The organism is Sedimentisphaera cyanobacteriorum (assembly GCF_001997385.1).
Lineage (GTDB): Bacteria > Planctomycetota > Phycisphaerae > Sedimentisphaerales > Sedimentisphaeraceae > Sedimentisphaera > Sedimentisphaera cyanobacteriorum.
The window spans coordinates 568,123-586,345 of the sequence record NZ_CP019633.1 but is presented as its reverse complement, the minus strand read 5'-3'; the positions used below and the strand labels follow the sequence as shown (position 1 = coordinate 586,345).

Here is an 18,223-nt window from a genome sequence, read left to right as displayed (position 1 = left end):
CTTCGGTATAAACCTCAGAGATAAACAATACTTTAATATTAAACCCTAAACCGGAATTCTGCAAAATCTATTTTGCAAAGCATTTTTCCAGCTCCTCGCTTGTATTGGGCTTAGTAAATGCGGCTACTAAAACAGCAGTTATAACTGAGATAGGCAGAGCCACAAAACACGGGTCAACGTTCGGCCAGTTCGGATAGCCTGCAAGGATAGAAGATTCGCCTCCTGTAAAACGCTGAACAAGGCCTATAGCCCCGGCCTCCTTGGCTTTAACGAAAAGAAGCCAGAATACCGTAACACCGAACCCAGCTGCCATAGAGCTGAGAGCTGCTGGTTTTGTCATTCTGCGGAAGAATAACCCTCCCACAAGCGAAGGAAGGAACGAGGAGAGGCAAAGGCCGAAGAAGATTGCTGTAGCCCGGGCAACAATAAAGCCTCCCCTTGCATACAGGCTCAGAAGCATAGCAATTATGATACCTACAAGAATGCTCGTTCTTGTTACCTTAACACTGCTGGTTTCTTTGTTTCTCAGTTTTCGGAATACATCGTGGGCAAAGGTGCTCCCCAGCGTATGGAACTGGCTTGAGAGCGTACTCATTCCCGCTGAGAGCAGGGTAATCAGAAACAAAAGAGAAAACCACGTGGGCATCGCAGAGCGGATATAATTTGGTATCACGCTGTCTGCGTTGAGCATCCAGCGGCCGTTTCTTGTTTGCGTCAGGGCGCGTTTAAAGGCAGTTCCGCGGGGCTTAACTTGAATAAGCCCATTTTCCAGCTGCTTTACTTCAGCCTTTGGCATAATAGCAGCTGCCTTTCCGAGGCCTTTCTCAATGACATGAAAATCGGCTTTTTTATCCCCGTCTTCGTCAATATGCAGAAGACTGCAGGGAATCGTTTTTTCCACATCCCTTGTTTTCTTCGCTATAACATCCGCCCTTTCAGTACGAGAGAGCAGCTGGCCGGTAATTGTTTCATATTTATTGAAATAAACGTTCGACATATTTGCCACAACGTAAGCTGTACCCGGAATAAGCAATATGAACAATCCGCCAATCAAGACGCCCCTGTTGAGCTCTCTTTTACTGCGTACTGTCATAAAACGCACTGTGAGCTGAGGCTGAGCAAGCACGCCGAAACCTACGCCGCAGATTATGCTCGATACAAGAATCCACCAGAGGTCATACTGACTGTCTCCCCAGCCAAACTTAGGCATCTCTGTCCAGCCCTGATGACCAATCGCCTTGAAACCCACGAAAACCTCATCAGACATCTCAGTTAGCTGGGCATGCCCCTCTGCAACCCCGCCTACCATCTTATAGCATAGTATAAGCATTGTAATCATACAGACGGTCATTATAGTTCCCTGCATCGCATCTACATACATAACCCCCTTGAGCCCGCCTGTTACCACGTATGAAGCTACTATCACAGCAAAAATCAGCAGAGCAAGGTGGTAGGAGATGCCGAAATGTGAAGTAATGAATTCGCATGCGCCGATAAACACAGCTGCTGCGTAGAGAGGGAGGAACAGGCTTATTATAATGCCGGAGAAAACCTGCGCAGCCTTGCTGTTGTACCGCCTGCCAAGAAGCTCAGCGAAGGTATGGGCATTGAGCACGTGCCCCATGTGGCGTGTTCTCTCGCCGAGAAAAACGAAAGCTATGAATATGCCTACAAATATGTTCAGGAATACAAGCCAAAGTACTCCCATCCCGAACATTCCGGCAACGCCGGCAAATCCGACAATTGCGCTTGTAGAGATGAATGTAGCACCGTAGCTCATTGCCATCACGAAGGGATGAGTTCCTCTGCCGGCAAGCATAAAATCCGAAGCGGTTTTGGTTTTCGTGTAACCAAGCCAGCCCAGCATAATCACAATGACCAGATAGGCCATTATCACAGCAATTTCTACAACATCTGTAACCATCAGCATAATCTTTTCCTTATAAAAACACTGCCAACTTTCTGCTGCCTAACCAAAGCAGCAACAGCGGCCTAAAATTAGGCCTGTTAATACACTATTCACTATTTCCCTGCTCAGTATCGTAAGCTTTTTTGCCGTAAACCTTTTCGTAGGCGCGGCAGAACGGACAGAATTTCTCACCAATTTTAATCAGTGAATAAATAATACCCTTCTGCCTTTTTCTGGCATAACGGCATATTTTGCAGTTTACGCAGTGCTGAGCAAGTTTTTTATCTGTTTCTGTTACTTCTTTTCCCATAAATTCTCCGGATATATGCCTTTTTCCGTAAGTTTGGCTATATTCTCCTGCACGAACTGCTTATCCTCTTTGTAGGTAACACCGAACCATGTACCGGAGGTTGGGAGGACATTAACGCACGCCTTATTTTCATTTATAAGCCTGTCAACAACGTTTGGGATAAAGAACTCACTCTTGAGCTCACTTCCATGCTCATCAATAAATTGATGAAACTGCTGCTCGAGATGTTCGTAAATATCCTGCTGAAATCCCCAGAAGTTCATACTTGTCATAGTTTCCGGGTTCAATTTTATCTGTTCACCGCTATCAAGGCGTGAGCAGACCTCGCCATTATTCCAGAAAATCTCTTTATATTCTTCAACTTTCTTCAGGAAATGTTTTCCGTCAGTTGAGCAAAGCCCTCTTGAAACGCTTCCATACTCGCTGAGTGTGTTTTTAAGAGAGAATCCCGACATTGCATATTCCCCATGGCCGCGTGGATGAGACAGAAATTCCGCCATTACTTCAAAAGCCTGCTTGCCGTAAAAATCATCTGCATTTATAACAGCAAAAGGGGTCTCTATCAGATCTTTAGTTGTAAGAACCGCATGGCCTGTGCCCCAAGGCTTTGTCCTGCCTTCGGGTATTTCCCTGCCGTACAGCATCGCATCAAGCTCCTGACAAGCATAATCAACTTCTGCTAAATCTTGAGCAACAGAGCCTATTTTATCGTGGAAAATCTGCTTAAACTCTTCTCTTACAACAAAAACTACCTTTCCGAAACCTACTCTTATTGCATCAAAAAGCGAATATTCTATTATAGACTCACCCGACGGGCCAACTGAATCAAGCTGTTTGAGTCCGCCGTATCGTGAGCCCATACCTGCTGCCATAACTACTAAAGATGGTTTCATACCGTACCTTTGTAATATAATAATCTAAGTTTCCAAAGTATAATTTACTGTCAAGATTTTACAAGTTTTGCTTCTTTAGAAAAGTTGTAATTTAAATTTTTGCCCTGCATTTATCTCCTTCCATTTGCTCAGCAGCCCGCCCTTTTGCAGAAAGACTCAAATTATGTTAAAATTTTGCTTGATTCGTAAGGCCAATTCTATATATTCTCTGGCCTCCAGAGATTGGGGTATAGTGTAACGGCAGCACGACTGACTCTGGCTCAGTTAGTTGGGGTTCGAATCCCTGTACCCCAGTTTTCAGCCGGCCTGAAGGCCGGCTTTTTTTACGCTTTCAAAAAATTCAACGCTCACCACTCCAGCATTCAAAATCCAAAACAAGAACTCGTAAGTCAAAAACAAATCAGAAAAAATCTTTAAAAAGCTGCCGCTGAGTCTATATTATGTTATATTGCTCTGAACTGAGATATAAATTACTGAAAATAAAATGACACAGCAAGAGAGAATAACAAAGCTCAATAACCTCCCAAGCCGTAAGGAAGGGGAGTATGTACTTTACTGGATGCACGCATCTATTAGGACAATAGAAAATCCTGCCCTTGAATTTGCAGTTGAAAGGGCAAATGCCGCCGGAGTGCCTGTGATTGTAATGTTCTGCCTTATAGACAAATTCCCTCAGAGCGGAAAGCGCAGCTACAGATTTATGCTTGAAGGGCTTAAAGAGGTAGAGGCGAGTTTGGCAGAGAGAAATATAAAATTCGTTCTCAAGAAGGATAAACCCACAGCAGCGATACCCAAATACTGCAGCGAAGCAGAATCACTAATATTCGACAGGGGCTACGCTTATACCGAAAATAAATGGGAGAGCGTTATAACTCGAAGATGCAAATGCCCTGTATTTGAGGTTGATGCAAATGTCATCGTGCCAGTGGAAACTGCTTCCAACAAACGTGAATACAGCGCAGCCACGCTTAGACGCAAAATTGTGCCTATTGCTAAGAATTTCATCGCACCTTGCGGAAAAAATGAAGCAGTTAAAAGCTCACTTGAGACAGATATACAAAGCGATGAATTCTCAATCCATGATGCCCGTCCAGATTTGAGAGAGGCCGCAGGATTCAATTATACAGGGCACCTCTTACACCCCGGCGGACAGCGCAGCGCTGAAAAAATGCTTGCCGAGTTCATAGAGCATCGCCTCGAAAATTATGAAAACAATCGCAACGATCCTGCGGAAGATTTTCAGTCGGGGCTGAGCCCGTACCTCAGATTCGGTCAAATAAGCCCCGCCCTTATTTACCGCAGGGTTAAAGAAAGCGGCAAACCCTGTGATGCTTTCTTAGAGCAGCTGCTTGTTCGAAGAGAACTTGCATTCAATTTTGTCTGGTTCACTGAAAATTTCTGGAGATATTCAGCCCTGCCGGCATGGGCAAGAGAAACCCTCGAAGAGCAGAAATCTGCAAAGCGCGAGTATGTATATAAATACGAAGAGCTTGAAAAAGCCCGTACACACGACAAATACTGGAACGCTGCCCAAAAGGAAATGGCAATCACGGGCAAAATGCACGGATATATGCGGATGTACTGGGGGAAAAAGATTCTTGAATGGACAAACAATCCCAAAACAGCCTTCGACTGGGCTCTGAGACTGAACAACGTTTACTCTTTGGATGGAAACGACCCAAACAGCTTTGCTGGTGTTGCATGGTGCTTCGGAAATCACGACAGGCCTTGGACAAAACGCAAAATATTCGGCTCGGTACGGTATATGAACGACCGCGGGCTCGAGCGGAAATTCAATATGAAAAGCTATATCAGCAGAGTCAACGAACTTTTGGCTAAGTAGCAGGCAGTTGCCTTCAATTCCAGCTTTCCGATAATTCATCTTACACGTGAAGAGCGTTAAAAAACACAGCTCAAAATCCCTGTTTTCAATGTTTCAAAGTTGACAGGATAGACAAGTTCTCATAAAATATTTCATATATAAACAAGGGTTTTCAAATATGAATAAATATCAGATTCCGAATATAATCAAGGCTTGCAGGATTTTAGAACTTTTAGCCGAGAATGCTGACGGGCTAAGTGCTTCAGATATTGAACAGATGTCTGAAGCGGCAAGAACCACGGTTTACAGAATACTCCAAACTCTCTGCGCTCAGGGAATGGCTGAAAAGAGAAACGGGCTGTTCTTCGCCGGCACGCAGCTTGTGAAAATCGGGCTGGACTCACTGCACTCAATGGAGATAAGATCTCTTTGCGTTCCTTTTCTACGCGATCTTGCTAACAAAACAGGATGCACAAGCCATCTTGCTGTCCCTGCCGGCTGGCAGTCGCTGATCCTTGAAGTTCACGACAGCCCCAACCCTGTACGCGTGGCCTCAAGACCCGGGACTACTGTTCCTTTGTACTGCTCCTCCACAGGAAAAATTTTTCTTGCATACATCCACAAAGACAGCCTCAAGAACTACTACTGCAGTCACCATCCGGAAAAATTTACCGAAAACACTATCACAACGCTCGAAGAGATGGAAAAAGAGGTAAATAAAATTCTCGAGAACGGCTGCAGCGTAGATGCTCAAGAGTATCATGAAAATGTATGCTGTATTGCTGCGCCCGTAAAAAACGGGAGCAGAGAAGTATGCGCTTCAATCGGGATAACCGGCCCATCAAGCAGTCTGCCTGAACAAAGAATAGAAGGTATTTCGGGAGAAGTAACTCAGTGTGCAGAGAAATTGAGCGAAGCAATGGGTTATTCGAGGAATTAAGAGAAGAGACTGTTAGTTTAATGTTTTAAAGGAGATGAAAATGATTTTAGACAAATTCAAATTGGACGGAAAAAAGGCAATCGTAACAGGCGGCTCACGAGGTCTTGGGCAGGCTATGGCAATCGGACTGGCCGAGGCCGGAGCTGATGTAGCTCTTGCTGCTAAAAGCAGTATGGAGCAGACCAAAACAAAAATTGAAGAGCTCGGCAGAAAATGCATTGCTGTTCAGGGGGATTTGACGACAAAAGAACCTGTATCTGAAATAGTAAGCAGGGCAAAGCACGAACTGGGCGGGATTGATATTCTCGTTAATAATGCAGGCACTATACGCAGAGCCCCCTTCACAGAATTCTCCGAGAAAGACTGGGACGATGTTTTGAACGTGAATCTCCGCACCCTTTTCTTCCTGAGCCAGGAAGTGAGCAAGGTGCTTATAGAACAGGGCAGAGGCGGAAAGATAATAAACATCGCTTCAATGCTGAGCTTTCAGGGCGGGGTCTTTGTTCCTTCATATACAGCCTCGAAAAGCGCTGTTATGGGGCTCACGAAACTTATGGCAAATGAGCTTGCCAAGCACGGGATCAACACCAATGGAATCGCTCCGGGATATATGGCCACAGACAATACAAAGCCGCTTAGGGAAGACCCCGAGAGAAGCAAGGCAATTTTAGGCCGCATACCTGCGGGCAGATGGGGTAAACCTGAAGACCTCCAGGGAGCCGCTGTTTTCCTCGCTTCTGAGGCTTCAGACTATATGAACGGATATACTGTAGCCGTTGACGGGGGCTGGCTTGCCAGATAATCTTCGCCCGATTTCGATAAAGGCAAAGGAGTTATTATGAGCGATATTAATTTACGTCCTGAATCAGAATGCAAATACGACATCCTCTCACTTGGCGAGATTATGCTTCGTCTTGACCCGGGCGAAAACAGAATCCACACAACCCGCCAGTTTAACGTATGGGAAGGCGGCGGGGAGTATAATGTAGCACGCGGGCTCAAACGCTGCTTCGGCAAACGGGCTGCAGTGGCAGCGGCAATAGTTGACAATCCGGTCGGTCGTTTGCTCGAAGATCTGCTTTATCAGGGCGGCGTGAGCCAGGAATACGTTAAATGGGTGCCTTTCGATGGTATCGGCCGGAAATCACGTGTTGGGCTGAATTTCACTGAACGAGGGTTCGGCCTTCGAGCAGCAAGAGGCTGCAGCGACCGTGGCTGCAGCGCTGCATCGCAGATCAAAAAAGGCGATATCAACTGGGATTCGATTTTTGGAATCGACGGGATCCGCTGGTTTCACTCGGGCGGAATATTTGCAGGCCTGAGCGAGACAACTCCTGAAGCTCTTATTGAAGCAATGCAGACCGCAAAAAAATACGGCACAATTGTATCCTACGATTTGAACTACCGCGCATCGCTATGGAAAGATATCGGCGGCAAAGAAAAAGCAATGGAAGTTAATCGAGAAATCGCCCCGCTTGTGGATGTTATGATAGGCAACGAAGAAGACTTTTCAGCTTCGCTTGGTTTTGAAGTTCAAGGGCTTGATGAAAACTGCAGCAGGCTCGACCCGGCAAACTTCAAGAAGATGATCAGGGAGGCAGTGAGCGAATTCCCAAACTTCAAGGCAGTGGCCACGACATTGAGAAATGCCGTTACCGCTTCTAAAAACGACTGGGGGGCTGTGCTTTACTCAGGCGGGAAGTTTTACGATGCCCAGCTCAGAGAAAAGCTCGAAATCTTAGACCGCGTCGGCGGGGGAGACAGCTTCGCCTCTGGACTTATTTATGCCCTTATGGAAGGTAAAGACCCGCAAACAGCAGTGAATTACGGAGCAGCCCACGGCGCTCTTGCTATGACTACGCCTGGCGATACCACAACAGCAGACCTTAAGGAAGTTGAAAGGCTCGTGGAGGGCGGCTCTGCAAGGATTGCACGCTGACTTATTTAACGGAGATTAGATATGGCTAAACATTCAAGACTCGAAACCCTTGCCGCTATCAAGAGCATTGGTCTTGTGCCGGTGTTTTATAAGCCTGAGGCCGAGAAGGTTTGCAGGATTGCTGCTGCCTGCGCTGAAGGCGGGGCGAAAGTTGTAGAATTCACCAACCGCGGAGACAGAGCGATTGATGTGTTCAAAGAGCTTGCCTATTACAGAGATGAAAAGCTTCCTGAGTTGATTATCGGGGCAGGTTCAGTAAGCGATGGCTCTACAGCAGCTATGTATATTGCTGCAGGAGCTGATTTTATCGTTTCCCCGATACTCGACAGAGAAACCGCCCTTCTCTGCAATAAACGCAAAATCCCCTACAGCCCGGGCTGCGGAAGCGCAACGGAGATACATAACGCTCACGAGCTGGGGGTGGAAATCTGCAAGATCTTCCCCGGGGCTCAGGTTGGAGGGCCTGCTTTCGCCAAGGCGATTAAAGCACCTATGCCATGGACAGAGCTGATGCCCACGGGCGGTGTTTCACCCACGGATGAAAGCCTCGAGGAGTGGTTCTCGGCTGGAATCGCAGCTGCGGGGATAGGTTCAAAGCTCATTAAAGGCAGCTTTACTTCAGAAGAAGAGTACGAAAAGCTCACCGAAAAGGCAGCAGAAATCATAAGAAAGATAAGCGAGATTAGGGCAAGGCTTTGATCGGAATGAAATATTCGCAAAATCAAAACTGTTAAATTAATTAGCAGAGCAGTAATTAAATCTTAAAATTCAGACAGGAGCAATAAAATGGAAGTAAGGTATTCACCAGATCCAGTTAGATTCTCAAGAATGACAAATCAGGAAATCCGAGATAATTTTTTGGTAGAAACCCTTTTTAAGCCGAACACTATCGAAATGGTTTACTCAGACGTTGACAGGGCTATTTTAGGTTCTGCGGTTCCGGCAGAAAAATCACTCACCCTCAGCACAGCTGATGAGCTTCGTGCGGAGTTTTTCTGCAAACGCCGCGAGCTCGGCGTTTTGAACGTAGGCGGAGAAGGAGCGATTGATGTTGACGGGCAGTCTTTCGATCTGAAAAAGCTTGAGTGCCTCTATATTGGACGGGGCAGCAGAGAAATTACATTCAGCAGCCAAAACGGCTCAGAGCCGGCGTGCTTTTATCTGCTCAGCTACCCTGCCCATAAAGAGTATCCGGTTAAGCATGCAAAAATCGAAGATGCCCTTCAGGTACATCTGGGCTCCAAAGATACCTGCAACGAGCGCACAATTTACAAATACATCCATCCGGATGGGATAGAAAGCTGCCAGCTCGTAATGGGCTTTACGGAAATCGCCAAGGGCAGTGTTTGGAATACAATGCCTCCGCACCTGCACCCGCGCAGGATGGAGGCGTATATGTATTTCGACATGTCCGAGGAGAACCGCGTATTCCACTTTATGGGCAAGCCGGATGAAATGAGACATATTGCAGCTGCGGACAAACAGGCAATTATTTCGCCAAGCTGGTCTATACATTCAGGAGCAGGCACATCAGGCTACCGATTCTGCTGGGGGATGGGAGGCGAAAACCAAGACTTCAACGATATGGATCACTCAGGCATAGAAGACTTTAAATAACTTCTTTAAAAATGATCGGCTTCAGATGCACAAAAAACTGCGGGCAATTCCACCGCAGTTTTTTCCTGACTTCGGCGGTATGATTGTGGAAAACTCTGCAAAAAGTGGGTTTTGAGGCTGTTATGAGGGTTTGTTAAGTTCGGTTCGCTCGTAGTGCCTAATTTTTTATTTTTTTTGACACAATGTTTTGATTTCGTATAATCTGCATTTATGTTTATACGAGTAAAGACATCAAAAAACAGTCCGAAGCAGTCGGTACAGATTGTAGAGAGTTATCGCAACGAGAAGAACCAGCCTCGTCAGCGTATAGTTCGTCATCTCGGCACAGCCTTCACAGAAGAAGAGCTTAAGCGGCTCAAGGATTTTGCCGAATTCGAGAAGGCCAAGCTTGAGGCCGAGAAAACGCCGGCACTTTTCAAGCCTGAGCATCTTGCAGAAGCTGCAATAGATGCCCGCAAAAACATTGATGATAAGCCTTTACGGGTCAATCTAAACAATCTCAGGGAGCAGGCACGCATAACTACAGGCATCCATGAGGTATTCGGCAGCATCTACAATGAGCTTGGCTTTAACAATCTTTTCGATAGACGCAAAGAGTCTGCAGGCAAAAACCTTCGTCATATCACAATGGCAAGGCTTGCAAACCCAGTGAGCAAACGCAGCAGCGTTCAGGATCTCTCCAAAGACTTCGGCATTAACCTTTCTTTAGACAGCGTTTACCGTATGATGGATAATATCACAGATGATATTATCAGCAAGGCTCAAAACTGTGCTCACAGTGCTGCTAAAGGCCTTCTCGGCGAAGAGATAAGTCTTCTTTTCTACGACTGCACCACGCTTTATTTTGAATCATTTACAGAAGATGAGCTCAAAAAGAACGGCTACAGCAAGGATATGAAGTTCAATCAGCCGCAGGTTGTCCTTGGTCTTCTGTCCACATCAGAAGGGCTTCCAGTAGGTTATGAGGTATTCCCCGGCAATCAGTATGAAGGGCATACGCTGCATACTGTTATCCCTAAGATCAAAGAGAAATACAACCTCAAGCGTGTTATCTTCACCGCAGACAGCGCAATGCTTAGCAAGGCTAATCTTGATTACCTTGAAAAGCAGGGAGTTGAGTATATTGTGGCAGCGAGGCTTAAAAGCCTCACTGATAAATGGAAAGCAAAGGTTACAGAATCCAATGCCCCGCTTAGAAGCTTTGATTACGGCAAAGATACAAGGCTTATTGTTACCTACAGCGATAAACTCGCTAAAAAGAATAAGCACGACAGGGATGAAGCTATAAGAAAGCTCCAGGAGAAGCTTGAAAAGAGCAGCAACCCCAAATCACTTATAAGCAACTACGGCTACAAGAAGTTTATGCGTGTTACCGGCGATATAGACTGCCGGATAGATGAAGAGAAATACGCGCAGGCTGCGAATTTTGATGGTCTTCACGGTGTTATAACGAATGTCAAGGATATGGATGATTCGGCTGTAGTAGATCATTACAGGCAGCTCTGGCTGATTGAGGAGTGCTTCAGGATAAGCAAGCACGATCTGAAGATACGGCCGATATACCACTGGACGCCGAAACGAATCAAAGCCCATATACTGATATGCTTTATCGCTCTAACCTGCGCGAGAAATCTGGCCTACAGGGTTCGGCTGAGATTTGAGCCGATGTCTGTGGCGAGGATTGTAAATGCCCTCAACCACGTGCAGCTGAGCATACTCTGGGATAAGAAAACAGAGTGCAGATATGTCCTGCCATCAAAGATTAACGAGGACGCAAGAAAACTCTATAAAACAGTTAATCTCAGCACCAATACAACGCCTTACAAAATGTAATTTCACCCGCCGAAAAACCTTCCGAAATAGGGTTTGTAGTGCCTGCGCAAAAAATCGAGTCCTTTATTGACAAGGACTTATGAAAATTTACCGCCGAAGTCAGGTGATCGGCTTCAGATGCACAAAAAACTGCGGGCAATTCCACCGCAGTTTTTTTTATTCCAGCGTAAATATAAATCAATTTTTAACAGATGTGCTGCATGTCAGGGAAAGCACCTTGAAAAGTTAGATGAATGGTGGTATTATTGTCTTTAATACAGTAAGAAATCTTTTAGATGAGGAATTATTATGGCAGCAAAAAAGCTTTACGTATTAGTATTGTCAGCTATTATTCTGCTTTCCGGATGCTCCTCGAGCAAAACAGAAAAAGCTGTTCAAATACTGCCTGATGAGATTGAATGGCAGAGCAATCCTAAGCTGCATTCGCTTCAAACAGCAGCCCTTATAGGAGATTGCTCTAAGGCTGAGCCTTATGTTCAGCGTATAAAATTCCCGCCGAACTTTAAGATAAACCCTCACAGACATCCAAACACAATACGAAGAGTAACAGTGCTTTCCGGAAAGATATACTTTGCATTTGGTGAATGTTTTGACAAATCAAAACTAAAGGAAATGCCCGCTGGAAGCTTCTTCACAGAACCCGCAAACAAACCCCACTATGCCGAGACAAGAGATGAAGGGGTTCTGCTCGAGCTGCATGCTGTTGGCCCGGACGGAACTGAGTATGTAAAGAGCAATTCGGAATAGTACTGCAAAAAGGTTTAAGCATTTTTGCAGAAAAATTTTGAATTAGAGCAGAACAGCAGAATAATCAAACAAATAAAAACTATTCAGCGTACCCCCGCTGAGCTTACATATAGCGTGTTTTGCCTGCTTTTGTGAAAAACTATAACGAAATGTATTGATGTTAAGCACGAAAAACATATAATCATAAGAGTTTTTTAAGGCTATGTATAAAGCCTTATAACCGGAAAATAAAACTGCTGCAGTTCCTGCCAGCTCTGTTTTTCCCCTTTTGCAAACAATTTAAGCAGGGAGCAGTTTTCATAAGACTTTAAGCTTTAAGTTCAAGTGAGCTTAGAAAAACATATAATATGCAGATAACGATGGAGTTATTATGTCAAGAAAAATGGTAAATATAGACGGTAACACTGCTGCGGCGCACGTAGCACATGCTACCAACGAGGTGATTGCGATTTATCCTATCACCCCATCCTCGCCAATGGGTGAGATTTCTGATGCAAAATCAGCAGTCGGGGAAAAGAACATCTGGGGCTCTGTCCCTTCGGTAACTGAGATGCAGTCCGAAGGCGGAGCAGCTGGCGCTGTCCACGGCGCACTAGCAACAGGTGCACTTACTACCACCTTCACCGCCTCTCAGGGCCTTCTTTTAATGATCCCGAATATGTACAAGATTGCCGGCGAACTTCTGCCGACAGTTTTCCATGTTTCGGCCAGATCTCTTGCATGCCAGGCGCTGAGTATATTTGGCGATCATTCAGATGTGATGGCCTGCCGCCAGACAGGGTTTGCAATGCTCTGCTCCAATTCCGTGCAGGAAGTTATGGATATGGCTCTGATCTCTCAGGCATCAACGCTTGAATCAAGAGTTCCATTCGTACACTTCTTCGATGGATTCCGTACAAGCCATGAAATCAAGAAGGTTGAAGAACTCACCCTTGATGACATGAAGGCTCTGATAAATGACGATAAGGTACGCGAGCACAGGCAGAGAGGCCTCAGCCCTGACCATCCGGTAATTTCAGGTACAGCCCAAAACCCTGATGTATATTTCCAGGGGCGTGAGACTGTAAACAAGTTTTACAACGCTACTCCGGAAATAGTCCAGAAGGCCATGGACAAATTCTGCGAACTTACAGGCCGCCAGTATAAACTGTTTGATTATGTGGGTGCAGAGGACGCCGAGAAAGTAATTATCGTTATGGGCTCAGGCGCTGATACAGTACACGAAACTGTTGAAGAGATGTCTGAAGCAGGCGAGAAAGTGGGCGTGTTGAAAGTGCGTCTGTATCGTCCTTTCAGCGTAAAACACTTCATCGATGCCCTTCCGAAAACAGTTAAGAAGATTGCCGTTCTGGACAGGACAAAAGAACCGGGTTCTGTAGGCGAGCCGCTTTATGTTGATGTTCGCACGGCTCTCGGCGAGGCAATGGCAGAAGGCCTTACTGAAATCAAGAACTACCCTGTTACAGTAGGCGGACGCTACGGCCTTGGCTCTAAAGAGTTTACACCGGCAATGGTTAAAGGCGTGTTTGCGAACCTCGATCTTGATAAACCGATCAGCAGCTTTGTTGTAGGTATTGAAGACGATGTAACCAATAAGAGCATTGACTTCGACCCGTCATTCAATCTTCAGTCTGATGCGTTTGAGGCAATGTTCTACGGCCTCGGTTCTGACGGTACTGTAGGTGCAAACAAAAATTCAATCAAAATCATCGGCTCACTCACAGAAAACTACGCACAGGGCTACTTCGTTTACGATTCGAAGAAGGCAGGTGCTGTTACGGTTTCTCACCTTCGCTTCGGCAAAAGCCTGCTGAGAAAGCCATATCTTATCAGTCAGGCAGATTTTGTAGCCTGTCATAATCCGAGCTTCCTTGAGAAGTATGATATGCTCAGCAACGCAAAAGACGGGGCTACATTCCTCTTGACAAGCTCACACGATGCGTCTGATGTATGGTGCACACTTCCGAAAGAAGTCCAGCAGCAGATTATAGACAAGAAGCTTGATTTCTACGTAATCGATGCTATCGGCATCGCTGAAAAGCTCGGGCTCGGAGCGAGAATCAATGTGATAATGCAGACAGCGTTCTTCAAGATCAGCGAAGTGATACCTGCTGAAAAGGCTATTGATGCTATCAAGGACGCTATCAAGAAGACTTACGGCAAGAAGGGCGAGAAAGTTGTGCAGATGAACTCTGATGCAGTAGATGCTGCTGTAAACAGCGTTCAGAAGGTTAATGTGCCCTCCGATGCAACAAGCAAGAAAGAGATGGCGAAGGTTGTACCGGACGATGCACCTGAATTCGTTAAAGATGTGCTTGCACCAATTCTCGCCGGCAAGGGCGACAGTGTGCCGGTGAGCAAGATGCCTGTGGACGGGAAATTCCCCACAGGAACAACCAAATACGAGAAACGCAATATTGCTGTTAACATCCCTGTATGGGAGCCTGATCTGTGTATTCAGTGCGGTCAGTGTTCGCTGGTATGCCCGCATGCGGCTATTCGCGTTAAGGCATACGAAGAAGACAGCCTTAAAAACGCACCTGAGACATTCAAGAGCGTTGATGCCAAAGGCAAAGACCTCAAGGGCATGAAATTCACCGTGCAGGTGGCTCCGGAAGACTGTACCGGCTGCGGGGCATGCGTTGAGAACTGCCCGAGCAAGAGCAAGGAAATCGAAGGCAAGAAGGCAATCAATATGGAACATCAGGAACCGCTTCGCGATTCAGAAGCCGAAAACTGGGACTTCTTCCTGTCTCTGCCTAACACCGATCCTGATAAATACAAAGTTGCTTCTGTTAAGGGAAGCCAGTTTGTAGAGCCGCTGTTTGAATTCAGCGGAGCCTGCGCAGGCTGCGGCGAGACGGCTTATGTTAAGCTCCTCTCACAGCTGTTCGGCGACCGTGCAGTAATCGGGAACGCTACAGGCTGCTCCTCAATCTACGGCGGGAACCTCCCGACCACTCCTTACACCAAGAGAGAAGACGGATACGGCCCGGCATGGTCTAACAGCTTATTCGAAGACAATGCAGAATTCGGTATGGGTATGCGTCTTACAGCAGACCGCCTCAAGCAGCAGGCAATCGAAAAGCTCGATATGGCAGTGGAAAACAGCTGCGTTGATTCAGAGCTCGCAGAGCAGATTAAAGCGAACGTTTACACGAAAGACCAGTCCGGCATAGAAGACCAGCGGGCGAGAGTTAAGAAGCTTAAGGCTGCCTGCGAAGGCTGCGGCGAGCTGGGCAAAGAAATAGCAACTCTTGCTGATTATCTTGTGCATAAGAGCGTATGGATTCTCGGCGGCGACGGCTGGGCATACGATATCGACAGCCACGGCGTTGACCACGTGCTTGCGAGCGGAAGCGATGTAAACCTGCTCGTACTCGATACAGAGGTTTACTCAAACACCGGCGGGCAGATGTCTAAATCTACGCCGCTGGGTGCTGTGGCCAAGTTTGCCGCAGGCGGTAAGCAGATGCCGAAGAAAGATCTCGGAATGATCTCAATGACCTACGGCGGCATATACGTTGCCAAGGTGGCAGTGGGAGCGAATCCGAATCAGATGGTGAAGGCGTTTGTTGAAGCGGAAGCCTACAACGGCCCGAGTATCATCCTTGCATACTCACACTGTATCGCTCACGGCATCAATATGACCTGCGGACTTGACGAGCAGAAGAAGGCTGTAAACTGCGGCCACTGGCCTCTTTACAGGTTCAACCCTGACCTTGCTGCTGAAGGCAAGAACCCGCTCAAGCTCGACAGCAAAGCCCCGACTATGGGATTTGATGAATTCGCCAAAGGCGAAAACCGCTGGAAGGTACTGATGAAGAGCAACCCTGAGGCGGCTGAAAAGCTGATGGAAGAAGGCTCTAAAGACGCCAAGAGGAAATTCTGCCTGCTTGAAAATTTCGCCAATATGGAATGCGATAAGCAGTAAACTTTTCTCTCAGAAAAAATAAATCACAGAAAGGCCGGACGAAATTCGTTCGGCCTTTTTTATTTTCAGCTGTAATCTATAGATATGGCAGGCAGCTAGCCGACTCGCAAAAAAAAAAGGAAGAGCAGCTTAATAAGTTCAAGCCAATTTTCAGTTAATTGATTCATTACAGTTTTGAATATTTCAAACTGGGTATTTTGCGGGTCTTAATCAAGGCCAGATTAATTCTTTATCTATAAGTGAAAGGCACAAAACCCTGATTTACAAATAAACTTTACTGCATTTCACAGAAAAGATTAAAAATGACATAATTCTGAGCCTAATGACGCTCAAAGCAAATCGATTAAACATACTATTCTTTTGACTTTGAGCCTGAGAGATATAATATATTCAGGGATGGTGAGATTATATGCCGCAATTATTTAGCCATGGAGAGATTAGATGAAAATCATTTCACTTATAATATTTGCTGCTGCTGTTTTTTGCTCCGCAGAGCAGGTAAAAGACAACAAGGAAGACGATTCAGGTTTTACCCTGAAAACTCTGGTAAGCGACGGCTATTCCCTAAACTCAGAGAAAGGGACAATATCCTTCAGCAAGCCGGATAATACTTATGTATTCAAACCAACAAAAGACATAAAAGACTCCTCGGGCACAATATTTTCCGGCAGAAAAATTAAACTGCTGCCCTGCAATATTCTGGAACAGACGGAAAAGCATCTAAAATCTGAGAAAAAGGAAAGCATAGATGTCAAGGTTTGGGGTATCATAACAAAATACGATGAGGAGAATCTGCTCTTTATAAACTCAGTGATGCCTCTAAGCGATAAGCCCAAAAAAGAACAGCCTGAGAAGCCGAAATCAAAGAAGCAGAAAGAAGATGATCACAGCGATTCACTTCTGCCCATTGAGCAGATGGAAAAGCTTAAAAAGCAGTCTCCCATATCCGCGGAACAGACCACAATTTTCCAAAACGTAAATCCCAATCACATTGAAGCAGGGCTTACCGGCAAATTCGCAGATACAGGAAACGGCCTCGTGTTTCGCACTCAGCACATGGGACGCCAGCTCGGCTCACAAGAATTCAGAGTAATCAAATCGGCCAAGATGGCAAGGGTGAAGGGGGCGATTAGCCGCCTACCCTTCCGCCCGCTGTACCGAATAACAGGAATCGCTGCTGAATATAATGGCGATAATTATATACTGCTGCAAACGGCAGTTAGAAAATATTCATACGGCAACTTCTCAGGAGTATAAATGTATTCAGCAGAAAGCGAGAGATACAATAATTTTGAATATGTAAGGTGCGGGAAAAGCGGGCTTAAGCTCCCGCCTTTATCCCTCGGCCTCTGGCACAACTTCGGACGTGAAGACGATTACGAAAAATCCAAACAGACTGTTTTAACAGCTTTTGACAGCGGCATAACCCACTTCGACCTTGCCAACAATTACGGGCCTCCTCCGGGAGCAGCCGAGCAGACCTTCGGAAAAATCCTGCGTGAGGAGCTCGGGGCATACAGAGATGAGATAATCGTATCAACGAAAGCCGGCCATCCAATGTGGGACGGGCCATACGGCGACTGGGGCTCCCGAAAACACCTTACAGCTTCATTAGATCAGAGCCTCGAGAGGCTTGGGCTGGATTACGTTGATATCTTCTATACGCACCGGCCTGATCCGGAAACACCGCTCGAAGAAACGATTCGCGCAGTCAGCGATTCGGTTATGGCGGGCAAGGCTCTCTACCCCGGGATTTCAAAATACAAGGTTCAGGACACCATAAACGCTATAGAAATTTTCGAAAGGCTGGACACCCCCCTTCTCGTTCATCAGATAAATTATTCAATGCTCGACAGGACACCCGAAAACCTTCGCTTGTGGGATGTTTTAAAGGCCAAAGGCAAAGCGGCCGTTGTTTTCAGTCCGCTCGCTCAGGGGCTGCTTACCGACAAATACCTCAACGGCATACCGGAGGGCTCAAGGGCAGCCAGAGAGGGCACATTCCTCTCAAGCGAGAAAATAACGCCGAAGCTCGTAGAAAAAATCAAAAGGCTCAACGAAATTGCCCGGCAGCGGTCTCAAACGCTGGCTCAGATGGCTTTGCAGTGGGCAACAAGAGACGATTGCGTATGCAGCGCAATTGTTGGAGCGAGCAGCCCTGAGCAGATCTTGGACAGCCTTGAATTTGCCAAAGCTGAGCCGTTAAGCGAAGAACAGCTAAAAACAATAGAAAATATTCTTTCAGATTAAAAACTCATATTGGAAAAAACACACACCGA

Annotated in this window: 14 protein-coding genes and 1 tRNA gene; 12 read left to right on the top strand and 3 right to left on the bottom strand. The window is 46.2% G+C overall.

Going from position 1 to position 18,223, the window contains the following annotated elements:
* Positions 1-67: 67 nt before the first annotated feature.
* The 3 genes from L21SP3_RS02210 to L21SP3_RS02200 form a co-directional block, all read right to left on the bottom strand.
* Positions 68-1,930 carry a sodium:solute symporter family protein gene (locus tag L21SP3_RS02210; protein WP_077539131.1) on the bottom strand — a complete coding sequence of 621 codons (1,863 nt, stop codon included), beginning with the start codon at positions 1,928-1,930 and terminating at the stop codon, positions 68-70.
* An 85-nt stretch (positions 1,931-2,015) separates the two neighbouring features.
* Positions 2,016-2,219, bottom strand: a complete 204-nt coding sequence (locus L21SP3_RS02205; protein WP_077539130.1) for a hypothetical protein — start codon at positions 2,217-2,219, stop codon at positions 2,016-2,018.
* A complete protein-coding gene (locus tag L21SP3_RS02200) occupies positions 2,204-3,112 on the bottom strand; it encodes a sugar phosphate nucleotidyltransferase (RefSeq protein WP_077539129.1) in 909 nt (302 codons plus the stop codon). Before L21SP3_RS02200 ends, L21SP3_RS02205 begins: the two co-directional genes overlap by 16 nt.
* Before the next feature lie 223 nt (positions 3,113-3,335).
* On the opposite strand from L21SP3_RS02200, the gene L21SP3_RS02195 reads away from it, so the two are divergent.
* The 12 genes from L21SP3_RS02195 (at position 3,336) to L21SP3_RS02140 (ending at position 18,194) form a co-directional block, all read left to right on the top strand.
* A tRNA-Gln gene (locus tag L21SP3_RS02195) sits at positions 3,336-3,406 on the top strand.
* A 190-nt stretch (positions 3,407-3,596) separates the two neighbouring features.
* Positions 3,597-4,955 (top strand): deoxyribodipyrimidine photo-lyase, encoded by a 1,359-nt coding sequence (locus L21SP3_RS02190; RefSeq protein WP_077539128.1) that lies wholly within the window; start codon positions 3,597-3,599, stop codon positions 4,953-4,955.
* A 157-nt stretch (positions 4,956-5,112) separates the two neighbouring features.
* A complete protein-coding gene (locus L21SP3_RS02185) occupies positions 5,113-5,874 on the top strand; it encodes an IclR family transcriptional regulator (protein ID WP_077539127.1) in 762 nt (253 codons plus the stop codon).
* A 40-nt stretch (positions 5,875-5,914) separates the two neighbouring features.
* Positions 5,915-6,676: a 2-dehydro-3-deoxy-D-gluconate 5-dehydrogenase KduD gene (gene kduD, locus L21SP3_RS02180; RefSeq protein ID WP_077539126.1), complete on the top strand. Its 762-nt coding sequence runs from the start codon at positions 5,915-5,917 to the stop codon at positions 6,674-6,676.
* A gap of 36 nt (positions 6,677-6,712) precedes the next feature.
* On the top strand, positions 6,713-7,813 hold the full coding sequence (locus L21SP3_RS02175; RefSeq protein ID WP_077539125.1) for a sugar kinase: 1,101 nt from the start codon (positions 6,713-6,715) through the stop codon (positions 7,811-7,813).
* A 21-nt stretch (positions 7,814-7,834) separates the two neighbouring features.
* On the top strand, positions 7,835-8,512 hold the full coding sequence (locus L21SP3_RS02170) for a bifunctional 4-hydroxy-2-oxoglutarate aldolase/2-dehydro-3-deoxy-phosphogluconate aldolase (RefSeq protein WP_077539124.1): 678 nt from the start codon (positions 7,835-7,837) through the stop codon (positions 8,510-8,512).
* A gap of 87 nt (positions 8,513-8,599) precedes the next feature.
* Positions 8,600-9,430, top strand: coding sequence for a 5-dehydro-4-deoxy-D-glucuronate isomerase (gene kduI / locus L21SP3_RS02165; RefSeq protein WP_077539123.1), 831 nt, complete (start codon positions 8,600-8,602; stop codon positions 9,428-9,430).
* A 210-nt stretch (positions 9,431-9,640) separates the two neighbouring features.
* Complete coding sequence (locus L21SP3_RS02160; RefSeq protein ID WP_077539122.1) at positions 9,641-11,263, top strand: IS1634 family transposase; 1,623 nt, start codon at positions 9,641-9,643, stop codon at positions 11,261-11,263.
* A 288-nt stretch (positions 11,264-11,551) separates the two neighbouring features.
* On the top strand, positions 11,552-12,010 hold the full coding sequence (locus tag L21SP3_RS02155; protein ID WP_077539121.1) for a cupin domain-containing protein: 459 nt from the start codon (positions 11,552-11,554) through the stop codon (positions 12,008-12,010).
* A 370-nt stretch (positions 12,011-12,380) separates the two neighbouring features.
* A complete protein-coding gene (nifJ, locus tag L21SP3_RS02150) occupies positions 12,381-15,944 on the top strand; it encodes a pyruvate:ferredoxin (flavodoxin) oxidoreductase (protein WP_077539120.1) in 3,564 nt (1,187 codons plus the stop codon).
* Positions 15,945-16,385: 441 nt separating this feature from the next.
* Entirely contained in the window at positions 16,386-17,201 is an 816-nt protein-coding gene (locus L21SP3_RS02145; protein ID WP_077539119.1) for a hypothetical protein, read from the top strand.
* Entirely contained in the window at positions 17,202-18,194 is a 993-nt protein-coding gene (locus tag L21SP3_RS02140) for an aldo/keto reductase (protein WP_077539118.1), read from the top strand.
* Positions 18,195-18,223 lie beyond the last annotated feature (29 nt).

What these genes read in the sequence shown, in the direction of transcription:
- L21SP3_RS02155 (WP_077539121.1), top strand. Translation starts at nt 11,552, where the DNA reads ATGGCAGCAAAAAAGCTTTACGTATTAGTATTGTCAGCTATTATTCTG.
- kduD (WP_077539126.1), top strand. Translation starts at nt 5,915, where the DNA reads ATGATTTTAGACAAATTCAAATTGGACGGAAAAAAGGCAATCGTAACA.
- L21SP3_RS02200 (WP_077539129.1), bottom strand. Translation starts at nt 3,112, where the DNA reads ATGAAACCATCTTTAGTAGTTATGGCAGCAGGTATGGGCTCACGATAC.
- L21SP3_RS02170 (WP_077539124.1), top strand. Translation starts at nt 7,835, where the DNA reads ATGGCTAAACATTCAAGACTCGAAACCCTTGCCGCTATCAAGAGCATT.
- kduI (WP_077539123.1), top strand. Translation starts at nt 8,600, where the DNA reads ATGGAAGTAAGGTATTCACCAGATCCAGTTAGATTCTCAAGAATGACA.
- L21SP3_RS02175 (WP_077539125.1), top strand. Translation starts at nt 6,713, where the DNA reads ATGAGCGATATTAATTTACGTCCTGAATCAGAATGCAAATACGACATC.
- L21SP3_RS02145 (WP_077539119.1), top strand. Translation starts at nt 16,386, where the DNA reads ATGAAAATCATTTCACTTATAATATTTGCTGCTGCTGTTTTTTGCTCC.
- nifJ (WP_077539120.1), top strand. Translation starts at nt 12,381, where the DNA reads ATGTCAAGAAAAATGGTAAATATAGACGGTAACACTGCTGCGGCGCAC.
- L21SP3_RS02160 (WP_077539122.1), top strand. Translation starts at nt 9,641, where the DNA reads ATGTTTATACGAGTAAAGACATCAAAAAACAGTCCGAAGCAGTCGGTA.
- L21SP3_RS02185 (WP_077539127.1), top strand. Translation starts at nt 5,113, where the DNA reads ATGAATAAATATCAGATTCCGAATATAATCAAGGCTTGCAGGATTTTA.
- L21SP3_RS02140 (WP_077539118.1), top strand. Translation starts at nt 17,202, where the DNA reads ATGTATTCAGCAGAAAGCGAGAGATACAATAATTTTGAATATGTAAGG.
- L21SP3_RS02205 (WP_077539130.1), bottom strand. Translation starts at nt 2,219, where the DNA reads ATGGGAAAAGAAGTAACAGAAACAGATAAAAAACTTGCTCAGCACTGC.
- L21SP3_RS02210 (WP_077539131.1), bottom strand. Translation starts at nt 1,930, where the DNA reads ATGCTGATGGTTACAGATGTTGTAGAAATTGCTGTGATAATGGCCTAT.
- L21SP3_RS02190 (WP_077539128.1), top strand. Translation starts at nt 3,597, where the DNA reads ATGACACAGCAAGAGAGAATAACAAAGCTCAATAACCTCCCAAGCCGT.